The organism is Candidatus Nitrosoglobus terrae (assembly GCF_002356115.1).
Classification (GTDB): Bacteria; Pseudomonadota; Gammaproteobacteria; order Nitrosococcales; family Nitrosococcaceae; genus Nitrosoglobus; species Nitrosoglobus terrae.
Genome location: NZ_AP014836.1, coordinates 1,812,043 through 1,832,148, shown reverse-complemented (window position 1 = coordinate 1,832,148; position 20,106 = coordinate 1,812,043). Strand labels below are relative to the sequence as shown.

Annotated in this window: 15 protein-coding genes, 1 tRNA gene and 1 other RNA gene; 12 read left to right on the top strand and 5 right to left on the bottom strand. The window is 41.2% G+C overall.

Going from position 1 to position 20,106, the window contains the following annotated elements; translation table 11 throughout:
• Window positions 1-417 precede the first annotated feature (417 nt).
• Window positions 418-514: signal recognition particle sRNA small type (gene ffs / locus TAO_RS08665), an RNA gene on the bottom strand.
• A 558-nt stretch (window positions 515-1,072) separates the two neighbouring features.
• A tRNA-Ser gene (locus tag TAO_RS08660) sits at window positions 1,073-1,161 on the bottom strand.
• 276 nt (window positions 1,162-1,437) lie between these two features.
• On the opposite strand from TAO_RS08660, the gene rho reads away from it, so the two are divergent.
• From rho to TAO_RS08620, 8 genes are all read left to right on the top strand, one after another.
• Window positions 1,438-2,694 (top strand): transcription termination factor Rho, encoded by a 1,257-nt coding sequence (gene rho, locus TAO_RS08655; protein ID WP_096527528.1) that lies wholly within the window; start codon window positions 1,438-1,440, stop codon window positions 2,692-2,694.
• 66 nt (window positions 2,695-2,760) lie between these two features.
• Entirely contained in the window at window positions 2,761-3,696 is a 936-nt protein-coding gene (gene miaA, locus TAO_RS08650) for a tRNA (adenosine(37)-N6)-dimethylallyltransferase MiaA (protein WP_096527527.1), read from the top strand.
• A 305-nt stretch (window positions 3,697-4,001) separates the two neighbouring features.
• Complete coding sequence (gene hfq / locus TAO_RS08645; RefSeq protein WP_096527526.1) at window positions 4,002-4,268, top strand: RNA chaperone Hfq; 267 nt, start codon at window positions 4,002-4,004, stop codon at window positions 4,266-4,268.
• A gap of 60 nt (window positions 4,269-4,328) precedes the next feature.
• Window positions 4,329-5,465, top strand: coding sequence for a ribosome rescue GTPase HflX (gene hflX / locus TAO_RS08640; RefSeq protein ID WP_172419089.1), 1,137 nt, complete (start codon window positions 4,329-4,331; stop codon window positions 5,463-5,465).
• Between the two features lie 426 nt (window positions 5,466-5,891).
• Window positions 5,892-7,130 (top strand): FtsH protease activity modulator HflK, encoded by a 1,239-nt coding sequence (gene hflK / locus TAO_RS08635; protein ID WP_096527524.1) that lies wholly within the window; start codon window positions 5,892-5,894, stop codon window positions 7,128-7,130.
• Window positions 7,130-8,050: a protease modulator HflC gene (gene hflC, locus TAO_RS08630; protein WP_096527523.1), complete on the top strand. Its 921-nt coding sequence runs from the start codon at window positions 7,130-7,132 to the stop codon at window positions 8,048-8,050. The genes hflK and hflC overlap by 1 nt, the downstream gene beginning before the upstream one ends.
• Before the next feature lie 83 nt (window positions 8,051-8,133).
• A complete protein-coding gene (locus tag TAO_RS08625) occupies window positions 8,134-9,324 on the top strand; it encodes an ATP phosphoribosyltransferase regulatory subunit (RefSeq protein ID WP_096527522.1) in 1,191 nt (396 codons plus the stop codon).
• Entirely contained in the window at window positions 9,317-10,609 is a 1,293-nt protein-coding gene (locus TAO_RS08620) for an adenylosuccinate synthase (protein WP_096527521.1), read from the top strand. The genes TAO_RS08625 and TAO_RS08620 overlap by 8 nt, the downstream gene beginning before the upstream one ends.
• Window positions 10,610-11,100: 491 nt before the next feature.
• Here the strand turns inward: TAO_RS08620 and TAO_RS08615 are convergent, their stop codons facing one another.
• Complete coding sequence (locus TAO_RS08615) at window positions 11,101-12,321, bottom strand: multifunctional CCA addition/repair protein (protein WP_096527520.1); 1,221 nt, start codon at window positions 12,319-12,321, stop codon at window positions 11,101-11,103.
• A gap of 21 nt (window positions 12,322-12,342) precedes the next feature.
• Entirely contained in the window at window positions 12,343-13,320 is a 978-nt protein-coding gene (locus tag TAO_RS08610) for a complex I NDUFA9 subunit family protein (RefSeq protein ID WP_096527519.1), read from the bottom strand.
• 674 nt (window positions 13,321-13,994) lie between these two features.
• Here TAO_RS08610 and prmC point away from each other — a divergent pair.
• Window positions 13,995-14,843, top strand: coding sequence for a peptide chain release factor N(5)-glutamine methyltransferase (prmC, locus tag TAO_RS08605; RefSeq protein ID WP_096527518.1), 849 nt, complete (start codon window positions 13,995-13,997; stop codon window positions 14,841-14,843).
• A 188-nt stretch (window positions 14,844-15,031) separates the two neighbouring features.
• On the opposite strand, the gene TAO_RS08600 is transcribed toward prmC, so the two are convergent.
• On the bottom strand, window positions 15,032-15,625 hold the full coding sequence (locus TAO_RS08600; RefSeq protein WP_096527517.1) for a PEP-CTERM sorting domain-containing protein: 594 nt from the start codon (window positions 15,623-15,625) through the stop codon (window positions 15,032-15,034).
• Between the two features lie 337 nt (window positions 15,626-15,962).
• Here TAO_RS08600 and TAO_RS08595 point away from each other — a divergent pair, with 337 nt between their 5' ends.
• The 3 genes from TAO_RS08595 to TAO_RS08585 all read left to right on the top strand — a co-directional run bounded on the left by TAO_RS08595 (window position 15,963) and on the right by TAO_RS08585 (window position 20,103).
• Window positions 15,963-16,718 carry a HesA/MoeB/ThiF family protein gene (locus tag TAO_RS08595; RefSeq protein WP_096527516.1) on the top strand — a complete coding sequence of 252 codons (756 nt, stop codon included), beginning with the start codon at window positions 15,963-15,965 and terminating at the stop codon, window positions 16,716-16,718.
• Window positions 16,715-17,137 (top strand): Mov34/MPN/PAD-1 family protein, encoded by a 423-nt coding sequence (locus tag TAO_RS08590; protein WP_231910641.1) that lies wholly within the window; start codon window positions 16,715-16,717, stop codon window positions 17,135-17,137. Before TAO_RS08595 ends, TAO_RS08590 begins: the two co-directional genes overlap by 4 nt.
• A gap of 152 nt (window positions 17,138-17,289) precedes the next feature.
• Window positions 17,290-20,103, top strand: a complete 2,814-nt coding sequence (locus TAO_RS08585; RefSeq protein ID WP_096527515.1) for a 2-oxoglutarate dehydrogenase E1 component — start codon at window positions 17,290-17,292, stop codon at window positions 20,101-20,103.
• Window positions 20,104-20,106 lie beyond the last annotated feature (3 nt).

Genomic DNA, 20,106 nt, shown 5'->3' with positions numbered 1-20,106 from the left:
AGGATTCATGATTTAGAGTTAACTGCTTACCTGTTGCAATTATCAGCTTATGCGCGTTTGCCCACCCTGTTGGGTTGCTCGCTGGATTTTTCCTGCTCCATCGGAATCCCTAAGGTTATTTGTTGGACTTGTCAGAGCTATCGTTAAGTAGCTGTACACTTACCTCTACAGGCCTCACTTTCCGCACTCCTTGCAATAGTCAAAGTGGAGGTGCCGGTGGGGTTTTACCTTATCGCCGGTCTTCTGATCACACCTTCAAGGCCGCAGCCCGATGAAGATTATACGAAAAAACGACGCAATTAACAGCACATGTTATCTACCCTCGCGCTCTGTGTTCCATTACGCTACGCAACATCGCTAGAGGATTTGTGCTTCCTCAATGTAATTAATTATGAGTCTTACAATTAAGGTAGTGGCTTGTACCAGCCTTACCTCGGCACCCGAGTTTACTGCTACCGCTGCTCCTTTCCAGGCCTGACGGGGTTTACAGCGTATCGTTGCGAGGAGACCGATACAAGCCACCATCATAATTATTTTGCTTAAGGTTAATTGTAAATGCAAGATTTTAATTTTAAGTTGAGGGTAGCAATTTCTCTTGAAAAGATAGTATTGTATTGTTACTATTGTGTGTTATTAGTTCCCGTTTAAAGATGGCCAAATTAAGGGAGGTTCTGCTTCTAAGGAGTATATCCTAAAGAGCTCTCTCGCCTTCAAGTAACTGACCTCAGTAAGCTAAACGACTGATATTGATTAAGTATCTAGTTTAAAGTTTAAATACAATTTAAAATTCAAGAAATCACTGTTATTACCTCACCTCAGAATCTAGTCTCATCTAGTTTTTACCTAAAAAACAACAAATGGACATACATAAGCTCAGGTTAGTAATAGGCTAATAGCGATAAATAGAATCTGACGTAGTTTACAGGCGAGAAATGAGCTAACTATAAATGGTTAAGCAGAAAATTACTTAACTTAGTTATTAGGTAGCGTATTCTGATTTATATCTATAATAAAGATGAGTAATTAGGGATTTTTCCCTGAAATCAATAAAATATTAAAAAACTTAACGATATGGCGGAGAGGGAGGGATTTGAACCCTCGATACGTATAACGTATACACACTTTCCAGGCGTGCGCCTTCGACCGCTCGGCCACCTCTCCTAATGTGGAAACTGTGAAGACTAACTCAGAATGTTTCAAGGTGCAATTAATATTAATAGGATATGTAAAGGTTATTATTATAGATCCCAGTTATATGACTAGGTAGAAGCATTTTTAGCAGTTAGTTTTATGGATTATCTAAGTATTACTTCCTAATATTTAGGCCGCCTAAGATCCTTAGCAGCTTCGTATATTTCTTGGCTAAGTGGATATTTTGCGCATCTATTTCCACTTAATATTTATCTCACCCTATATTATACATTTAGACGAACTTTCATGAATCTCACTGAACTCAAGATAAAAAGCGCTTCTGAGCTTTTAGATATTGCTCAATCCCTCGAACTGGAGGGGATGTCTCGTTTACGTCGACAAGATCTTATTTTTGCATTGCTTAAAGCTCACGCAAAAAACGGCGATGATATCTACGGTAGTGGAGTTTTAGAGCTACTCCAAGATGGATTTGGTTTTCTTCGTTCAGCAAGCGCCTCCTATCTTGCTGGTCCAGATGATATTTATGTTTCACCAAGCCAAATAAGACGTTTTGGTCTTCGCACTGGAGATACTATTGAAGGTAAAATTCGACCTCCGAAAGAAGGAGAGCGCTATTTTGCGTTACTTAAAGTAAGTAGTATTAACCTTGAGTCGCCAGAACATTCTCGGGACAAAGTATTATTTGAAAACTTAACCCCACTTTTTGCTAATAAGCGTTTAGTTTTAGAGCGAGGTAATGGGAGTACAGAAGATCTTACTCCGCGAGTGATAGATCTAATTGCGCCTATAGGTAAAGGGCAACGAGGGCTTATTGTCTCTTCTCCTAAATCGGGAAAGACGGTTATGCTCCAAAATATTGCCCAATCTATCGCAGCTAATCATCCAGAGTGCTACCTTATTGTTTTGCTTATTGATGAGCGCCCAGAAGAAGTTACGGAGATGGCTCGTTCAGTGCGGGGAGAAGTTATCTCTAGTACTTTTGATGAGCCGGCAAGCCGCCATGTTCAGGTTGCAGAAATGGTGATTGAAAAAGCTAAACGGCTAGTAGAGCATAGGCGGGATGTTGTTATTTTACTAGATTCTATTACCCGCTTAGCTCGTGCCTATAATACGGTGATACCTTCATCTGGTAAAGTACTTACCGGAGGTGTTGATGCTAATGCTCTACAGCGGCCAAAGCGCTTTTTTGGTGCGGCTCGTAACTTAGAGGAAGGGGGTAGCCTAACTGTAATTGCAACTGCACTAATTGATACCGGATCACGTATGGATGATGTGATTTATGAAGAGTTTAAGGGTACTGGTAATATGGAGATTCACCTTGAGCGTAAGCTTGCTGAGAAACGTATCTATCCAGCAATTAATATCAACCGATCGGGTACTCGTCGAGAAGAACTCCTTACCGATCCTGACAATTTACAGAAAACATGGATTTTACATAAGCTGCTTGCCCCGATGGATGAGGCAGAGGCTATGGAATTTTTACTTAATCGGCTAAAAGAATCAAAGACAAATGCTTCATTTTTTGATTCTATGAAGCGCTGATATCTTTACTATACCTATCCTTAAATTTAAGCAACCAGCGTATTAAAGTACTATATTTTTAGTATTATGCGTAATCGGCCTCCAGTAATATTTCTCATGGGGCCAACTGCTGCAGGTAAAACAGAGTTTGCTTTAATGCTTGCGGAGCGCTTTCCCTGCGAAATTATTAGTGTTGATTCGTCTCAGGTATATCGTGGGATGGATATTGGCACTGCCAAACCAAGCTTGATACAACGCCGTAGCTACCCTCATCACTTAATTGATATTCTTGATCCAGTAGAGGCTTATTCAGCGGGTCGTTTTTATACCGATGCTCAGAATTTAATGAAGGCTATTAGCGATCAGGGGCGTATCCCTCTGTTAGTAGGGGGAACTATGTTATATTTTCATACTCTAAAGTATGGAATGTCTTCTCTTCCTCCAGCTAATCCAGAAATTAGGGCGGCTATAGCACAAGAAGCAATGGTTAAAGGTTGGGATACTTTATATCTTCACTTAGCTAACGTGGATCCTGTAACAGCAGAGCGTATTAGTAGCCATGATCCTCAGCGCATTCAACGAGCTTTAGAAGTTTTTCAATTAACGGGTAAACCTTTAAGCGAGTTAACTGCCAATAGCCAGCAACCTACTTTACCCTATCGGGTTATCACACTTATTTTAGCTCCTAAAGACAGATCATTACTCCATAAACGTATTGAGAGACGGTTCTGGGCTATGCTAGAAGCGGGGTTTCTGGAGGAAGTGAAGCAATTGTTTATGCGTCATGATTTGAGTATAGAGCTAGTCTCTATTCGCGCGGTTGGTTATCGTCAGGCGTGGCTTTATCTACAAGGTCAATTCTCTTTTGATATTATGGTTGAACGGGCAATTAGTGCTACCCGTCAAATGGCTAAGCGGCAATTGACGTGGTTAAGGCGAGAGAATAATGCAATATATATTCAATCAGGAGAAGATCTTCGTGAGAAAGAAATATGGGGGATATTGGATAGGGTGTTGGTTTAATTTTCCTAAAACTGTCGTTTCTAGAAGGGTATGCTAGACTTTAATATAATGGTCTAATTAGTGAAAAAAAAACGAAAAATCTGATATAAAATACATCAGCTTTTAGTGATTAGGCTAAAAATCTAAGGCGTTTAGAAATAAAGGTTTTTATTAAATAACGGTGATATGTGATAGCCAAGGAAGCAGGTGATAAAATTATTATTATTTTGCAGTGGAGTTATCTTAAAGCCGGATAGACGCTTAGTACGTCTCCTCTCTGGCCTTATCTATCATTGAAAACAAAAAAATACGAGGAGAAAAGGCCAATGTCACGTGGGCAGTCGTTGCAAGACCCTTTCCTTAATGTTCTACGTAAAGAGCGGGTTCCTGTCTCTATTTATCTTGTTAATGGAATTAAATTACAAGGACAAATAGAGTCCTTTGATCAGTTTGTAATTCTGTTAAAAAACTCTGTTAGCCAGATGGTATATAAGCATGCTATTTCTACTGTAGTACCTATACGTAATGTCAAATTACCTAGTAGCGAAGCTGGAAATATCCATCAACCTGATGAGGTTACTGATGAAGGCTAAATTTTTGTAATCAAGGGTGGCTTACAAGTTGAGGAGCTGAAAGATCGTGGGTATTCTTTGTTGATTAAGTATTCTAACAATAATCAGCAGTATAAATATAACGCGATTTTAGTTCATGTTATCTTTCAAAAATCTGCGTACTATCAGGGACAGGCAGAGTTTGTTGAGCTTGTTTGCTCAGCAGGAGCTCGAATAGTAGCTACTTTTACTGGAAAACGGGACACACCTCATCCTAAATATTTTATTGGTAGCGGTAAAGCGGATGAAATCCGCGCTTGGGTTGATGCTAAAGGGGCAGATTTAATCGTATTTAATCACGATTTAACCCCAACCCAAGGGCGTAATCTGGAGCAATTTTTACGATGCCAAGTACTGGATCGAACGGAGCTTATTCTTAATATTTTTTCCCAAAGAGCTCGTTCCTATGAAGGTAAGTTGCAAGTAGAGTTAGCTCAGTTACAACATTTGTCTACGCGTTTGGTGCATGGCTGGAGTCATTTGGAGCGCCAAAAAGGCGGCATTGGTCTACGAGGGCCGGGTGAAACACAGTTAGAAACTGATCGTCGTTTGATTAATAATCGTATTCGTCAGTTACATAAACAATTAGATCGAGTGCATAAACAACGAGATCAAAGCAGACGATCACGATACAGAGCTCAGATACCCACGATCTCTTTAGTAGGCTATACTAATGCGGGTAAGTCTACTTTATTTAATTATTTAACTGGGGCTCAAGTTTTGGCAGATAATAAATTGTTTGCAACTTTAGATCCCACGTTGAGGCGTTTACGGTTAGCAACACCTCAGTCCTTGGTAGTAGCCGATACTGTTGGGTTTATTCGCAATTTGCCCCATAGTTTAGTGAAAGCTTTTCGTTCAACATTGGAGGAAACTCAGGACGCAGCTTTGTTACTTCATGTAATTGATGCTTTTTCTGAAGAGCGTATGGATTTAATCACTCAAGTAAATAAAGTCCTTAACTCGATAGGCGCAGAAAAGATTCCTCAGTTAGAAATTTACAATAAAATCGATCAGATAGAAGGTTGCAAGCCACGGTTAGAAAGGGATTCTTTTGGTAGAATCTGTCGAATATGGCTATCAGCCTTTAATGGAGAGGGTATTGATTTGCTACGGCAAGCATTAATTGAGTATTTTCCGGCTAAGGAATCTTTTAGAAGATTAGAGTCGATATATTAGCTTTATGAAGCTTGCCGATTAACGGCTTATCCCTGTAGAATATAATTGTGTATCCCGTTTGCTTAATTAAATAACTTGGAAGGAGCGCGGAGCGCAAAGATGCGCGACGACCCCCTAGCGATGTTATGCAGCGGGGCGCGAAGGCAGAAAAAATATTTTGACGGCTTGCGTTTTTCCTATGATAAAATAGAATTTCCATGAAAGACTACTGTGAGGAGCGCGGGGAGTAAAGCCTGTAGAGAGGCATAACAGTTCGACGATAGTTTAAAGCCTAAATAACAATAGATGCCTCGGCGAAGCAGGAAAAATGCAGTGAGTTACTTGGCAGGAGCCAAGTCGGTGAATGTAAATAAGCTGATAATTGCGACACGTAAGCAGTCAACTCCGAATTAAATACGTACATCAACAGTTGGAGTATCTAGGCTAATGGCTTGGAATGAGCCGAATGAAAATAAAGATAAAGACTCTTGGGGTAAAACGAGTGACCAACAAGGGCCACCTGACCTTGATGAGATTATTCAAAATTTAAGAGCTAAACTCAATAAGCTATTTGGTGGCGGAGGGCAGCGGATGCAGGGTGGAAATGGATCTCAGATTTTAGGCCGAGGGGGCGGGACTGCGGGTATTGCCCTGTTAATATTAATTCTTGTTATTGCTTGGCTTCTTTCAGGCATTTATATTGTTAAGCCTGCTGAACAAGGGGTGGTGCTGCGGTTTGGAAAGTATTTAACAACTACTGATTCTGGACCTCACTGGCATATCCCTTATCCTATTGAAAAAGTGGAATTGGTTGATGTAGCTCAGATTCGAAGCTATGAAATTGGCTACCGCTCGACAGGTAGAGGGCAATCAGGGTCCCCAGTGCCAAGTGAAGCGCTAATGCTAACCCAAGATGAGAATATCGTAGATGTTCGGATTGCAGTTCAGTACCGAATAAAAGATGCAAGCTATTATTTATTTAATGTGCGTAATGCTGATATTAATTTGCGCCAAGTTATTGAAAGTGCTCTTCGCGAAGTTGTAGGGAAAAGTACTATGGATTTTGTACTGACCTCTGGCCGTAGTGAAACTATGGTGCAGACGCAAAAATTAGCCCAGCAGGTTTTAGATCAATATAATGCTGGATTAATTATTACCAGCGTTAATATGCAGGATGCTCAGCCACCAGAACAGGTGCAATCAGCCTTTGCAGACGCTATTAAGGCTAGAGAAGATGAGCAGAGACTAAGAAATCAAGCTGAGGCTTACTCTAATGATATCCTTCCTAAAGCTCGCGGTGCTGCTTTTCGTAAAATTCAAGAGGCAGAGGGCTATAAGAGCGAAGCTGTCGCTCATGCTGAGGGTCAGACAGCTCGTTTTGCACAGATATTGAAAGAGTATCAGGTAGCACCAGAGATTACTCAAGAGCGGCTTTATTTAGAAGCAATGGAAAAGGTCATGGAGCGAAGCCGTAAAGTATTGGTAGATGTTCCTAAAGGTACTAATGTTTTTTATCTGCCCCTTGATCGTATGGCGAATGAAGGAGGCTCTAGGGATCGGCATACTATTTCCTTAGATCTAGATAGATTATCTTCTAATGGTAATAATACATCGAGTAATGAGGAGCATACAAATCAAAGCAACGATGATAGCCATAGCCATAGCCGAAATCGGAGGGCACGTTAATGAGTAAAAATTTTGGTGTTTTGGCTAGCCTTTTTGTAGTTTTGTTAGTGATTGGTCTGCAAAGTATTTTTTTTGTAGATGAAAGAGAGCGTGTGCTCTTATTATGGTTAGGTAAGATTGAGCGCTCAGATTTTGAGCCGGGTCTTCATTTTAAAGCTCCATTTTTTAATTCCGTGCGTAAATTTGATGGCCGGACTCTTTCTTTAGACGTTGATCCTGAGCGTTACTTAACTGTTGAAAAGAAAAATGTTATTGTTGATTCCTTTGTAATGTGGCGGATTAGTGATGTTGCTCAGTATTATCGGTCAATGACTGGGGATGAAAGTCGGGCTGCTGTACGGTTATCTCAAATTATTAAGGATGGTTTACGTAGTGAGTTTGGGCGCCGTTCCATTCAAGAGGTAATCTCAGGCGAACGGTCCCTTATCATGGAAACTATGGCTAGGCGAGCAAATGATCAGGCTAAAGAATTTGGAATTACAATTGCGGATGTGCGTATCAAGCGAATTGATTTGCCCGCGGATGTAAGTAGCTCAGTTTATGATCGAATGGAAGCTGAACGAGAGAGAGTGGCGGCGGAGCTACGTTCGCAAGGTGTTGAAACTGCTGAGAAAATCCGCTCAGGAGCAGATAGGCAACGTGTTATCATTTTAGCAAATGCTCAGAAGGAATCAGAAACTATTCGAGGTGCTGGAGATGCTATCGCTACAAAGATTTATGCTGATACTTTTAATCAAGATTCAAAATTTTATGCGCTTTATCGTAGCCTAGAAGCTTATCGTAATATCTTTTCACAAGAGGGCCAGGATCTTTTGCTTCTTGAACCTAAAGGGGATTTTTTTCGGTTTTTTAATAATATAAACTCTGATTCTATGCCTAAGCCTGAATCAATAACCATTCAATCTAAGGGGTTAGAATAAAAAACTATTGTATATATGGATAGAGGAGTTTTTTAGCCGCTCTTTATTTGCCCCCGCTTACTATAAAAATCTAAGTAATACCAATGTCAATAACTGAGTGCTGGCTTCTGCCTGAAGGGGTGGGTGAGCTTTTGCCTGCCGAGGCAGAGAGGCTCGAGCGCGTGCAGCGTGAGCTTATTGACCTTTTCTATTCTTGGGGCTATGAGTTAGTCATTCCCCCCTTGATTGAATATTTAGAATCCCTTACTACAGGTGTTGGGACTGATTTAGAATTACGTACATTTAAACTTACTGATCAATTAACGGGTCGGCTGATGGGAGTGCGTGCTGATATTACTCCGCAAGTAGCCCGGATTGCTGCCCATCGTATTAAAAGAAAGGGTATTCTTCGACTATGTTACATGGGAAACGTGTTGCATACCTTACCCCAATATCTAGGAGGAACCCGTAACCCGATTCAGATGGGGGCTGAAATCTATGGCCATGGAGGGGTTGAAAGCGATCTAGAGATCTTACGATTAACTGTGGAGGCTTTGGATCGAATTGGAATTAAGCAAGTGCATTTAGATTTAGGTCATGTAGGAATATTTCGAGATCTTGTAGTGCAAGCAGGATTATCATCTGAACAAGAATACCTATTATTTGATGCTCTACAGCGTAGATCTCATGATGAAATTAAATGGATATTACAAAATAATAATGTAAAGGCGAGACTCCTGCATATGTTTTTAGCTTTAGTTAACCTTAATGGAGAAAAAGAGGTTATTATCGAGGCAGAGCGAGTGTTAGCAGGAAGTGGAGTGGAGCAAGCGTTAGTAACCCTAAAGAAAGTTGCAGTATTAGCAGAGAAATATTTGCCCTCACTGCCTATACATTTTGATTTAGGTGAGCTTCGAGGTTATCGGTATCATACGGGCTTAGTTTTTGCTGCTTACATCTTGGGGCGTGGACAGGCAATTGCTCAGGGAGGACGCTATGATGATATTGGGCAAGTGTTTGGCCGAGCGCAGCCCGCTACTGGTTTTAGTATGGATTTAAAAGAGTTAATTACTCTTTATGAAGCTTCAAACTTCCGCCATAAGATCTACGCTCCTTGGTCGGAGGATGTTAATTTTGAACGAGAAGTAGCCCGCTTACGCCAGCAGGGAGAGCAGGTTATATATGGACTCCCAGGCGCTATTAATAACTCTCAGGAGTTAAGCTGTGATCGGGAGCTAGTGTTACAGGCAGGACAATGGCAAGTTATAGAAATGAGGAAGCTAGGGCGTGGCTAAAAGCGTCGTAATTATAGGCTGTCAATGGGGCGATGAGGGGAAGGGAAAGTTAGTTGATCTTTTAACTGATCGTGTTAGTGCAGTAGTTCGGTTTCAAGGTGGGCATAATGCTGGCCATACATTGGTTATTAGGGGTAGGAAGATAATCTTACACCTAATTCCTTCTGGAATATTGCGGGAAGATGTATTGTGTGTGATTGGCAATGGAGTAGTGATCTCTCCTTCTGCTCTCATGGAAGAGATTAAAATGCTCGAGCAGCAAGGCATATTGGTTAAGGGACGGCTGAAGATCAGCTCTGCGTGCCCATTGGTTTTGCTTTATCATGTTGCTCTTGATCGAGCAAGGGAGGCCGCTCGCTGCAAGCAAGCAATTGGTACTACTGGCCGAGGTATTGGTCCTGCGTATGAGGATAAAATAGCTCGTCGTGCCTTGCGAGTTGGTGACCTGTTAGATGAATCTAATTTCACAGCCAATTTACGAGAGATCGTAGATTATCATAATTTTATTTTACGAGAATATTATCGAGTTGAGCCTGTTAATTATGATCAGGTGTTAGAGCAAACACTAGAGCTAAGATCAAATATTGATCACTTAATAACGGATGTACCGATGTTGCTAGCTCAGATCCGACAGCAGAATAAAAATATTCTTTTTGAAGGGGCTCAAGGCGCTTTTTTGGATATCGATCATGGAACCTATCCTTATGTGACCTCTTCTAATACTACTGCTGGTGGGGCATCTACAGGAAGCGGGGTAGGACCGCTTCATTTAGATTATGTTCTTGGAATCACTAAAGCATATACAACTCGAGTTGGTTATGGGCCTTTTCCTACAGAGCTAAAGGATGATATTGGTATTCATCTTGCTAAACGAGGACAAGAGTTTGGTGCTACCACTAACCGTCCACGGCGCTGTGGCTGGCTGGATTTAGTAGCACTGCGACGTGCGATCACTATTAGTAGCGTCTCTAGCCTTTGTGTTACTAAATTGGATGTGCTTGATGGTATAGAAAGCCTTCATATCTGTATAGCCTATTATTATAATGGTCAGCGTTTTGATCTGTTATCTGACAGTAAAATTTTGGATCGTTGTGAGCCTATCTATATAGAATTACCTGGCTGGCAAGAAATAACGGCTGGAATCACAGAGTATGATCAATTACCGCATAATGCACGTAGTTATTTGCAGAAGATTGAAGAGCTATGTGGTATACCTATCGATATTGTTTCAACGGGAGCGGATCGTGAGCAAACCGTCGTTTTGCGTGATCCGTTCGCAATATAAATAATAAATAAGAGGTAGCGGCCGATTCTTTGAAAGAAGGCAAGGACGAGCGACGGCTCCCAGTGATTTTGCGTAGCGGAGCGCAGAGCGCGAGGATAAACAACACGGGATTAATTGCGACGTTTTTCTGTACAATCTTAAGCTATTAAGCTAGGGTAGGGTTGCAGGTCGCAATAAAGTGGTTTTGAAGGTATGGTCAGAAGACCGGCGATGAGATAATAAAATCTGGTCGGTGTCTTCATTTTGGCTACTACTGTAAGGGGTGCAGGAAGTAAAGCCTGTGGAGACGCACAGCTACTTAACGATAGCTTGACAAACCCAAGCAACCATAGAGACTCCGATAGAGCAGGAAAAACACAGTGGGCAGCTTGGCAGAAACCAAGTTAGCGAACGCACATAAGCCAATAACTCCAACCCGTACGTAAGCAGTTGACCCCGAATATAAAGGCCAACGCCTCTAATGCTCCTATTTTTATTAAATTAGGATTTTACTAATCCATAAAAATACGGTTTAGGTGCTTAATGGCCTCAATTCTCTGTTGTTGTAGTGCTTGAGCAATGGCTTCATTCTGAAGCCCTCTTGCCACTAAAGGTTGAGCTTTTATTTTTACAGCCTCACTAAAAACTGATTGAAGCCAGTGAGACTGGGGATATGGATAATCCTCAAATCCAGGGCGCCCTCTAGCATCAGCTTCACAAACCAGCAAAAGTTGATTAAGGCGTTGAGGGCGGCGAAAGGCGTCAATATCGTTAAGTAGCTTAAGAAGAACGCTAGGCCGCAGCTTATAAGCTTGATGCACTAGATCGTGATAGCGCGCTACACAAGTCGCTAAATCTCGATAAGATTTAGGAATACGTAAGCGTTCAGAGAGATTAAGAATTAGTAGCGCTCCTCGCATTCCATGATCATAATGATGAGGCCACTTATGAGAGGGAGTCTCTCCTTTTCCTAGATCATGTGTTAAAGCAGCAAATCGGATTTGGGTATCTTGGCTTAGACGGGAAGCTATTTCTAAGACTTTTAAAGCGTGGATACCCGTATCAATCTCTGGATGATAGCGCCTAGGTTGCGGAATACCAAATAGTTGGTTAATTTCAGGAAATATTCGCACTAGAGCACCACAGGCTCTTAGAGTTTGGAAGAATCGCCAAGGATAGGATTCGGAAAGGGCTTTTTCTAGTTCTTTCCATATCCTTTCGGGTACTAAATGATCAGCTTCGCCGGCAGCTACCATTTTTTGCATAAGTACTAGTGTCTCTGGGGCAATTTTGAAATCAAATCGGGCAGCAAAACGGGCTGTGCGAAGGATACGTACTGGATCTTCGGTAAAAGCAGGGGAGACGTGTCGCAAGATTTTTTTCTTTAAATCTTGTTGTCCCCCAAAGGGATCGATAAGTGCACCGTCAGGGGTTTGAGCGATAGCATTAATTGTGAGATCGCGGCGTTGTAGATCTTCTTTTAATGTTACATCAGGGGCGGCATGAACTATAAAGCCTTTATAACCTGGCCCGATCTTGCGTTCAGTACGGGCCAAGGCATATTCCTCTTGAGTCTGTGGGTGTAAAAATACGGGGAAATCTTTTCCTACCGGACGATAGCCTTGGATTGCGAGCTCCTCTGGGGTAGCATCAACGATTACATAATCTCGTTCTTTAATAGGCCGTCCTAGAAGCTGATCCCGAATGGCTCCACCGACAAGATAGACTTCCATGAGGCGTTTTAATCCGCTGGGCTAGCTAAGTTTGTTACGTTGAGCATATCGCCGTAGTTCAAGATAACGCGCTTTTTGATTACGCTGGCCTAAATATTCAGGTACTACTGCTTCAATAGTAGTAGGCTTAATATCTAATTTATCTAGCTCATTTTGGCGACAAATACTAGGTGTTTGTAAAGAGGCATAATTGTCTTTAGAGAAAAGATTTCCGGGTAGATACTCTAAGGCACTGGCTTGAAGGCGGCTAAGTTTGTCGGAAAGCCCGATAATTCGACGCTTAAGTCCTAAAACTGCTGCTGTGTACTCAACTAATTGTTTTAGAGTGTAAGTATTAGGCCCACATAATTCATAGCTTTGGTTAAAGTGATACTTATCATCTGTAAGAATACGAGCAAACGCTTGTACTACATCACCTACGTAGATAGGAGCAAGACGAGAATCTGGGCAAGCTAGAGGAAAGATAAAGGGGAAGATTTCAAGTAAAGTAGCAAAACGGTTAAAGAAGCTATCTTCTGGGCCAAAAATTACTGAAGGACGAAAGATTGTCACTTGGAGTCCTTGCTTTGCTAAGGGTAGGATACGGGACTCTCCTTCGCCTTTGCTGCGTAGATAGTAACTGGATCCCTTGTCAGCATTAGCATTAAGGGCGCTCATATGAAGCAAGCGCTTAACTCTGGTATCAAGGCAAGCTTGAGCTATTTTCTCTGGTAAATCGATATGGACGTGGCGAAATCTATGACCCTCTCGCTTTCCTTCATTAAGGATTCCGGTTAAATTCACTACACCGTAACAATCATTAAACTGAGATTTAAGCTCAGCTAAATCGTATATATTGACCTCTCTAAGCTGTAGCCCCGGTAAAACGAGTAGATCTCGATTCCGTTGTCGATTCCGGGTAAGTACCCGTACTTTATAACCTTGATTTACCAAGTGGGCAGTTAATTGTAGGCCCACAAAGCCTGTACCTCCTAGGATGCAGATAGTATCTTTATTCATTAGTATCATTACACTCCCTTAAGCTGATTAAAATTAAATGCTGGCTAAACATTACTTATTATAATTAGGTAAAAAGGTATTTTTACAATACGCTGGGGTTTTTCCTAATTTATTATGGGTTTTTTTAAGGGAAGTATGAGTATTTTCTTGTACTATAGTGTCATGCTAGGGAAAAGAAGTAGCTATAGTGTATAACATATCTATCATAGATAAGTTTAGTCATACATTACCTATATATATAAGTCCAGTTAAACAGGCTGCTGCTGGATAAAGAATGCGCCTATAGTGAGTGAATGATTATAAAGCTATCTTTATAATTATGACTGCTAGTGAGGTATGTTTTCCGGTATCGCCCTATAAAATCTTGGCTGGGCTAGTAAACCAATAGTCGGTATTTTTTGGTTGGAATAGTTTAAATTAGGCTAGGGATTATAGATCTATTTTAGGCTGTTGCAACAGGACTTTGATCTTAGCTATTTTTAGATTAATAAAAAAGGCTCCTATTGGAGCCTCTAATTATAAACCTTAAGCCTCTCTATTTATTATTTTTATATCTTCTGAACCATTGAATAATATACTAAGTTACTATTCATTTATAATATAGACTAAATATTAAAGATTGCAAGAAAATCACCTTTAGATTTTTTTAGAATAAATAAGTTCAGTGATAATTAATGTCCAACATCTCTATCGCCTCTGCTATTGCTGTTGCTACATATCAACTAACTCATTTAGATAATGGGCGTTTGGAAGCTGAAAGATTACTTTGCTGGGTGCTTAAAGTAGAACGCAGCTATCTTTACGCTTGGCCTGAGCGAGGATTGACAGTAATTGAATGGAGCTATTTGAAGCAGCTACTACAACGACGAGCTAATCATGAGCCCTTTGCTTATATTTGTGGCAGACGGGAATTTTGGTCACTAATTCTACGTGTTAGTAAAGCAACTTTAATTCCTCGTCCAGAGACTGAGCAGGTAGTGGAATTAGCGCTAAAACGGATGAATTTGGAAGAGCAGCTAAAAATCGCTGATTTAGGCACAGGTAGTGGAGCTATCGCCCTTGCTATTGCAAGCGAGCGGCCTCAAGCTCAGGTGATTGCAACCGATATATCTCCAGCAGCTATTCAAGTAGCAGAAGAAAATAGGAAAAATTTAGATCTTAATAATGTTGTTTTTAGATTAGGAGATTGGCTGACTCCTTTGGGCGATGAACGGTTTGATCTTATAGTCAGTAATCCTCCCTATATTGCAGAAGAAGATCCCTATCTTACCCAAGGCAGTTTATGCTTTGAACCTTATCAGGCTTTAGTTGCCGGTACTGATGGTTTAGAAGCTTTAGCGTATATTGCTAGGGTCGCTCGAGAACATCTTGTAAATGGCGGTTGGTTGATTCTTGAGCATGGCTATAATCAAGGCTCCTTTTTGTTAAAGCTACTGATAAAATTAGGTTATCAACAAGTAGCAGATTTTTATGATCTTGCTGGATTACCTCGTGTGGCTGTAGGACAATGGTGGGCTTATTAAGCTATTTAAGTTACCGGTATATCTAATAAATACATTATCGCCCATAATCTTCAACGCGCGATCAGTAGATTGGTGAATTAATTGCTAGAATCACTAGCCGCGCGAGTGGAAGATCGTGGAATTACATATTTAAGCGAATCTAAGCCAGTCATATGTCTGAGTAGATTGAAAGAGACTAAAGGTTATGATTAATTGTGCAAGCGCTGCCTCCAAGTGTTAATTCTAAAGCTTAAAAATAATAAAAGAACTATCCCGAAAAGAGCTAAGGTACTAGGCTCTGAAATAGAGCTAGGTAAGGTAGGTAGAGCAGTAACAGCGATGGTTATTGAAACTTGAGCCCCATTTTGCTCTCCTGGGCCAAAGAAATTGAAAAATGCGGGGCTTAGAGAAGCTATAAATGTACCTGTATTGTTAAGACCGAAATTTACTCGAGCAATATTAGTCCATACTACTGCCCCCGCTGAGTTAAAGAGACCCTGTATATTACCCTGAATTGTTGCCTTAACCTCGGGCATACTGAAATTAAAGTTAACCGATATGGGAGTACCGTCCACCGGAATGTTTAGAGAAGGACTCTCTGTCCAGATATTAAACAGTGGAAGCTGTTCTTGGCCATTTAGACCCAAATTATCGGTTGTAAAGCTAGATATAATTTGTTGCGTTTGGATGTTCGGATCAGTAACACTGATGTCATAGCTATGTAGTGTAATGATGACTGCTTTCCCCGTTATTGGGGATAATAACAACCCTAAGGTGATGTAAAGGGCTAATAAATGCTTCATTTTTTCCTCATGCGTGTAAAATTATTAAAGACTCATTTAGCTGTTGAATAGCTGTGATAACTTAGCTATATAATAGTAATTGCAAAAAGTGATCCAAATTTATAACTATTTGTTTTTGTTTTATAGTTAATTTTATATTCAGCCATGGTGCAAAAATCATTGACAGTTATTTTGTAAAAAATCATGACACTTGCCCTTGCGTTGATCTCTATCTGTGGCATCACTTCAGTCTATTAGAGTAGATAGGATTTTATTATTTTCTTCTGGGCTAAGTAGCTTAGGTTACATTATATTGAGAGACCCATATTTAATTGACTTATGTTAATACCCTACCTAAATGGATGATCAGCAGCTTTTGCGTTATAGCCGGCAGATTCTGCTGCCTCAAATTGATATCGAAGGCCAACAAAAGTTACTGAGATCTCGAGTCTTGCTGGTGGGAGTTGGGGGTTTGGGATCCCCAATTTCCCTATACTTAGCTGGGGCAGGCGTAGGACAACTAACCTTAGTTGATTCTGATCAGGTAGATCTCTCGAATTTACAGCGACAGATCCTTTATAGTAATGAATGTATTGGTTCATCTAAGGTGGAGGCTGCCCGTCATCGTTTGCTTTCCTTAAATTCAGAGATAGAGATACGGGCAATTGCTCGCCATTTACAAGATGAGGATTTGCGGGCGGCAGTTACTCAGGCTCATGTGGTCGTTGATGGTAGTGATAATTTTGCAACTCGATTTGCGCTAAATGCCGCCTGTGTTAGCGTTGGTCGACCGCTAGTTTCTGGTGCTGCTATTCGTATGGAAGGGCAGGTCGCTGTGTTTGATAGCCGACAGCCAGATGGCGCTTGTTATTACTGCCTATTTCAAGAAGACGAAGAAAGCGAAGAGACTTGCTCTCAAGTGGGTGTTATTGCTCCTCTGCTAGGTATTATTGGTAGTATTCAAGCGTTAGAAACGCTTAAATTGCTATTAGGCATTGGGGAGAGTCTATATAATCGATTATTACTATTAGATGCGATGAAGATGCACTGGCGTGAGACTAGAATCCATCGGGATCCAAGATGCGCTATATGCGCTAATTTTCAAGAAAAATGACAAGAATTCACCCAATAGAGCAGGTTATTCTTCCTCGATGTATAGCTAATCAGCTGCTGCATCAAGCGCAAATAAATCCTCAAGGAGAGATATGCGGGCTGATTAGTGCTCGTGAGGGTACTCCCGTTACCTGCTATTTGATAAATAACATTGCCCCTGATCCGCAGCAGCAATTTCTTATGGATCCACAAGATCAAATAAAGGCCATGCGCTGTATGCGTGAACAAGGGGAGGAGCTATTTGCTATTTATCATTCTCATCTCGATATCCCTCCTTGGCCTTCAAAGAGTGATTTAACCCAGGTAGCCTATCCAGAGGCTCTATATCTAATCATTTCTTTGAGCATTAAAGGGGTACTGGAGATGCGTGGCTTTCGATTACGAGAAGGGATCTATAAGGAGATTGAATTACAATTATAGTTTCATTCGATATTAAGCTATATCTTGGAGTATTTGGCTGTATTTTTTCAGTGTTGGATATTTTTTGTGCACAACGTATGAGTATAAATATGCTTGAGTGCAAAAATTTCTTATTAAGAAAACCTCAATTAGGAGCTAGGTAATTTTAGGTAATGAGCACTAGCGTTAAAAAACAAGCCATTGTTTCTCCTTTATATGTGGCTAATGCTGCTTATTTAGAAGATCTCTATGAAATTTACCTGAAAGATCCTCATAGTGTATCTATTCCATGGCGAGACTGGTTTGATCAGATCCAAAATAACCCTTCAGAACAACACGCTATTTCTATGCCCTTATCTTATTCTCCGGTACCGGCAATACAGCCAACGTCCCCAAGGAGAATAGCTACAACAGCTGAAACAGCTGCAAAACAAGCAGCGGTACTTCAACTTATTAATGCCTATCGTTTCCGTGGCCATCAAAAGGCTAATATTGACCCATTACACTTCTATGAACGGCCTGAAATTCCAGATCTTGATCCCGCTTTTTATGGCTTAACGAAAGAGGATGAAGATACGTCCTTCTGTACTGGATCATTTATAGGGCTTGATAGAGCTCCTCTACAGGAGATTCTTAATGTAATCAAACAGATCTATTGCAGTACTATTGGCGCTGAGTACATGCACATTACTGAAACGGCTGAGAAACGCTGGATTCAAGATTATTTAGAAAGATCGAGAGCTAATCGAGTATTAACCACAGAGCTAAAACATCATATTTTAGAGCGCCTTACAGCAGCTGAAGGATTGGAGCATTATTTACATACTAAATATATTGGTCAAAAACGTTTTTCTTTAGAAGGAGGGGATAGCTTAATTCCTCTTTTAGATAATCTTATTCTCCGCGCGGGCAATAAGAGGGTAGAGGAAATCGTTATTGGTATGACCCATCGTGGGCGATTGAATGTATTGGTGAATATTCTGGGTAAGTTACCCCGAGATCTATTCATGGAATTTGAAGGCCACCATGAATCAGATAATCAGCATTCAGGGGATGTAAAATACCATCTAGGGTTTTCTTCAGATATAGATACTCCAGGGGGCTTGGTACATATTGCCTTAGCCTTTAATCCTTCTCACCTAGAAATTATTGGCCCAGTAGTAGAAGGATCGGTGCGAGCGCGCCAACAGCGACGAGGAGATGAGTTAGGCGATAAGGTGCTACCGGTACTTATTCATGGAGATTCTGCTTTTGCTGGTCAAGGGGTAGTCATGGAAAATTTTAATATGTCTCAATCCCGAGGTTTTCACACTGGCGGGACGGTGCATATTGTGATTAATAACCAGATTGGTTTTACTACCAGCAACCCGCTTGATACACGATCTAGCGTTTACTGTACTGATGTTGCTAAGATGGTGCAGGCGCCTATTTTTCATGTCAATGGAGATGATCCTGATGCGGTAATATTTATCACTAATTTAGCCTTTGACTATCGTATGGCTTTTAAAAAAGATGTGGTAATTGATTTAGTGTGTTATCGACGACAAGGGCATAATGAAGCTGATGAGCCAGCCGTGACCCAGCCTCTCATGTATCAGAAGATCCGTGTTCATCCTACAACCCGCTATCTTTATGCAGAGCAACTGATAGCCCAGGGAGTCATTGCCCCTGAAGATCCAGATCGTATGTTAGAGGACTATCGGAAAATTCTAGAGCAGGGAATTAATGTTGCTCCCCGTATCATAGGAAATCAGCATTCTTTTAAAGTAAATTGGAAGGTTTTTTTAGGAACTGTATGGGATCAGCCCGTAGAGACAGGGGTATCTTTACCACGACTACAGGATTTAGCCACTGGCGTGAATCAGATTCCTGAAGAATTTAAGCTGCATTCACGAGTAAGCAATATTTGGGCCGATCGTCATAAAATGGCCACTGGAACTTTACCGGTTGATTGGGGGTTTGCGGAAATTTTAGCCTATGCTACTTTGTTGGATGAAGATTATTCCGTACGGTTAACGGGTCAGGATAGTAGTCGGGGTACTTTTTTCCATCGTCATGCCATGATCCATAATCAGAAAGATGGCAGTACTTATACCCCTTTAGCTCACCTGAATCCAAAGGTAAAATTTAGTGTTATTGATTCTCTGCTATCGGAAGAAGCTGTTCTAGCCTTTGAATACGGTTATGCAGCTGCCGAGCCTAATACCTTGGTGATCTGGGAGGCTCAGTTTGGAGATTTTATGAATGGTGCCCAAGTGGTCATAGATCAATTTATCAGCTCTGGGGAAGCCAAGTGGTCTCGTCTTTGCGGGCTTACCCTATTTCTGCCCCACGGTTATGAAGGCCAAGGGCCAGAGCATTCCTCAGCCAGATTAGAGCGATTCTTGCAGCTTTGCGCAGAACATAATATTCAAGTTTGTGTGGTTACTACCCCAGCGCAAATATTTCATGTATTACGGCGGCAAATGCTACGACCATACCGTAAGCCTTTGGTGGTGATGATGCCCAAAAGCTTGCTACGCCATCGGCTTTCAGTTTCATCTTTGGATGATTTTACTAGTGGGACTTTTCAGTTGATTATTGGTGAAATGGATGATATCAATCCAGATTTAGTGGGTCGTGTGATTCTCTGCTGCGGCAAAGTATATTATGACTTACTACAGGCACGACGCGCGCAACAACAGCATAATGTGGCTATTCTTCGTCTGGAGCAGCTTTATCCCTTTCCAAAACAGCGGCTAGAAGAAGAATTAAAGTATTATGGTAACGCCAAGGAGATTATCTGGTGTCAGGAAGAGCCTCAAAATCAGGGTGCGTGGGATTTGCTTCAGCATCGTTTACAAGGATGCTTACATCAAAATCAAACCTTGTATTATAGGGGACGACCCTCGTCAGCGGCACCCGCGGTAGGGTATTTTAATCTACATGTTAAACAGCAACAGACATTGATCGCAGAAGCTTTAGGTAAGGTAGAAGGTAGGGGATAAAAA

Excerpts from the sequence above, each read along its gene's own strand:
- prmC (WP_096527518.1), top strand. The coding sequence starts at position 13,995 with ATGTCCAACATCTCTATCGCCTCTGCTATTGCTGTTGCTACATATCAA.
- TAO_RS08615 (WP_096527520.1), bottom strand. The coding sequence starts at position 12,321 with ATGGAAGTCTATCTTGTCGGTGGAGCCATTCGGGATCAGCTTCTAGGA.
- hfq (WP_096527526.1), top strand. The coding sequence starts at position 4,002 with ATGTCACGTGGGCAGTCGTTGCAAGACCCTTTCCTTAATGTTCTACGT.
- TAO_RS08590 (WP_231910641.1), top strand. The coding sequence starts at position 16,715 with ATGACAAGAATTCACCCAATAGAGCAGGTTATTCTTCCTCGATGTATA.
- TAO_RS08585 (WP_096527515.1), top strand. The coding sequence starts at position 17,290 with ATGAGCACTAGCGTTAAAAAACAAGCCATTGTTTCTCCTTTATATGTG.
- TAO_RS08625 (WP_096527522.1), top strand. The coding sequence starts at position 8,134 with ATGTCAATAACTGAGTGCTGGCTTCTGCCTGAAGGGGTGGGTGAGCTT.
- hflC (WP_096527523.1), top strand. The coding sequence starts at position 7,130 with ATGAGTAAAAATTTTGGTGTTTTGGCTAGCCTTTTTGTAGTTTTGTTA.
- TAO_RS08610 (WP_096527519.1), bottom strand. The coding sequence starts at position 13,320 with ATGAATAAAGATACTATCTGCATCCTAGGAGGTACAGGCTTTGTGGGC.
- miaA (WP_096527527.1), top strand. The coding sequence starts at position 2,761 with ATGCGTAATCGGCCTCCAGTAATATTTCTCATGGGGCCAACTGCTGCA.
- TAO_RS08600 (WP_096527517.1), bottom strand. The coding sequence starts at position 15,625 with ATGAAGCATTTATTAGCCCTTTACATCACCTTAGGGTTGTTATTATCC.
- TAO_RS08595 (WP_096527516.1), top strand. The coding sequence starts at position 15,963 with ATGGATGATCAGCAGCTTTTGCGTTATAGCCGGCAGATTCTGCTGCCT.
- rho (WP_096527528.1), top strand. The coding sequence starts at position 1,438 with ATGAATCTCACTGAACTCAAGATAAAAAGCGCTTCTGAGCTTTTAGAT.
- hflK (WP_096527524.1), top strand. The coding sequence starts at position 5,892 with ATGGCTTGGAATGAGCCGAATGAAAATAAAGATAAAGACTCTTGGGGT.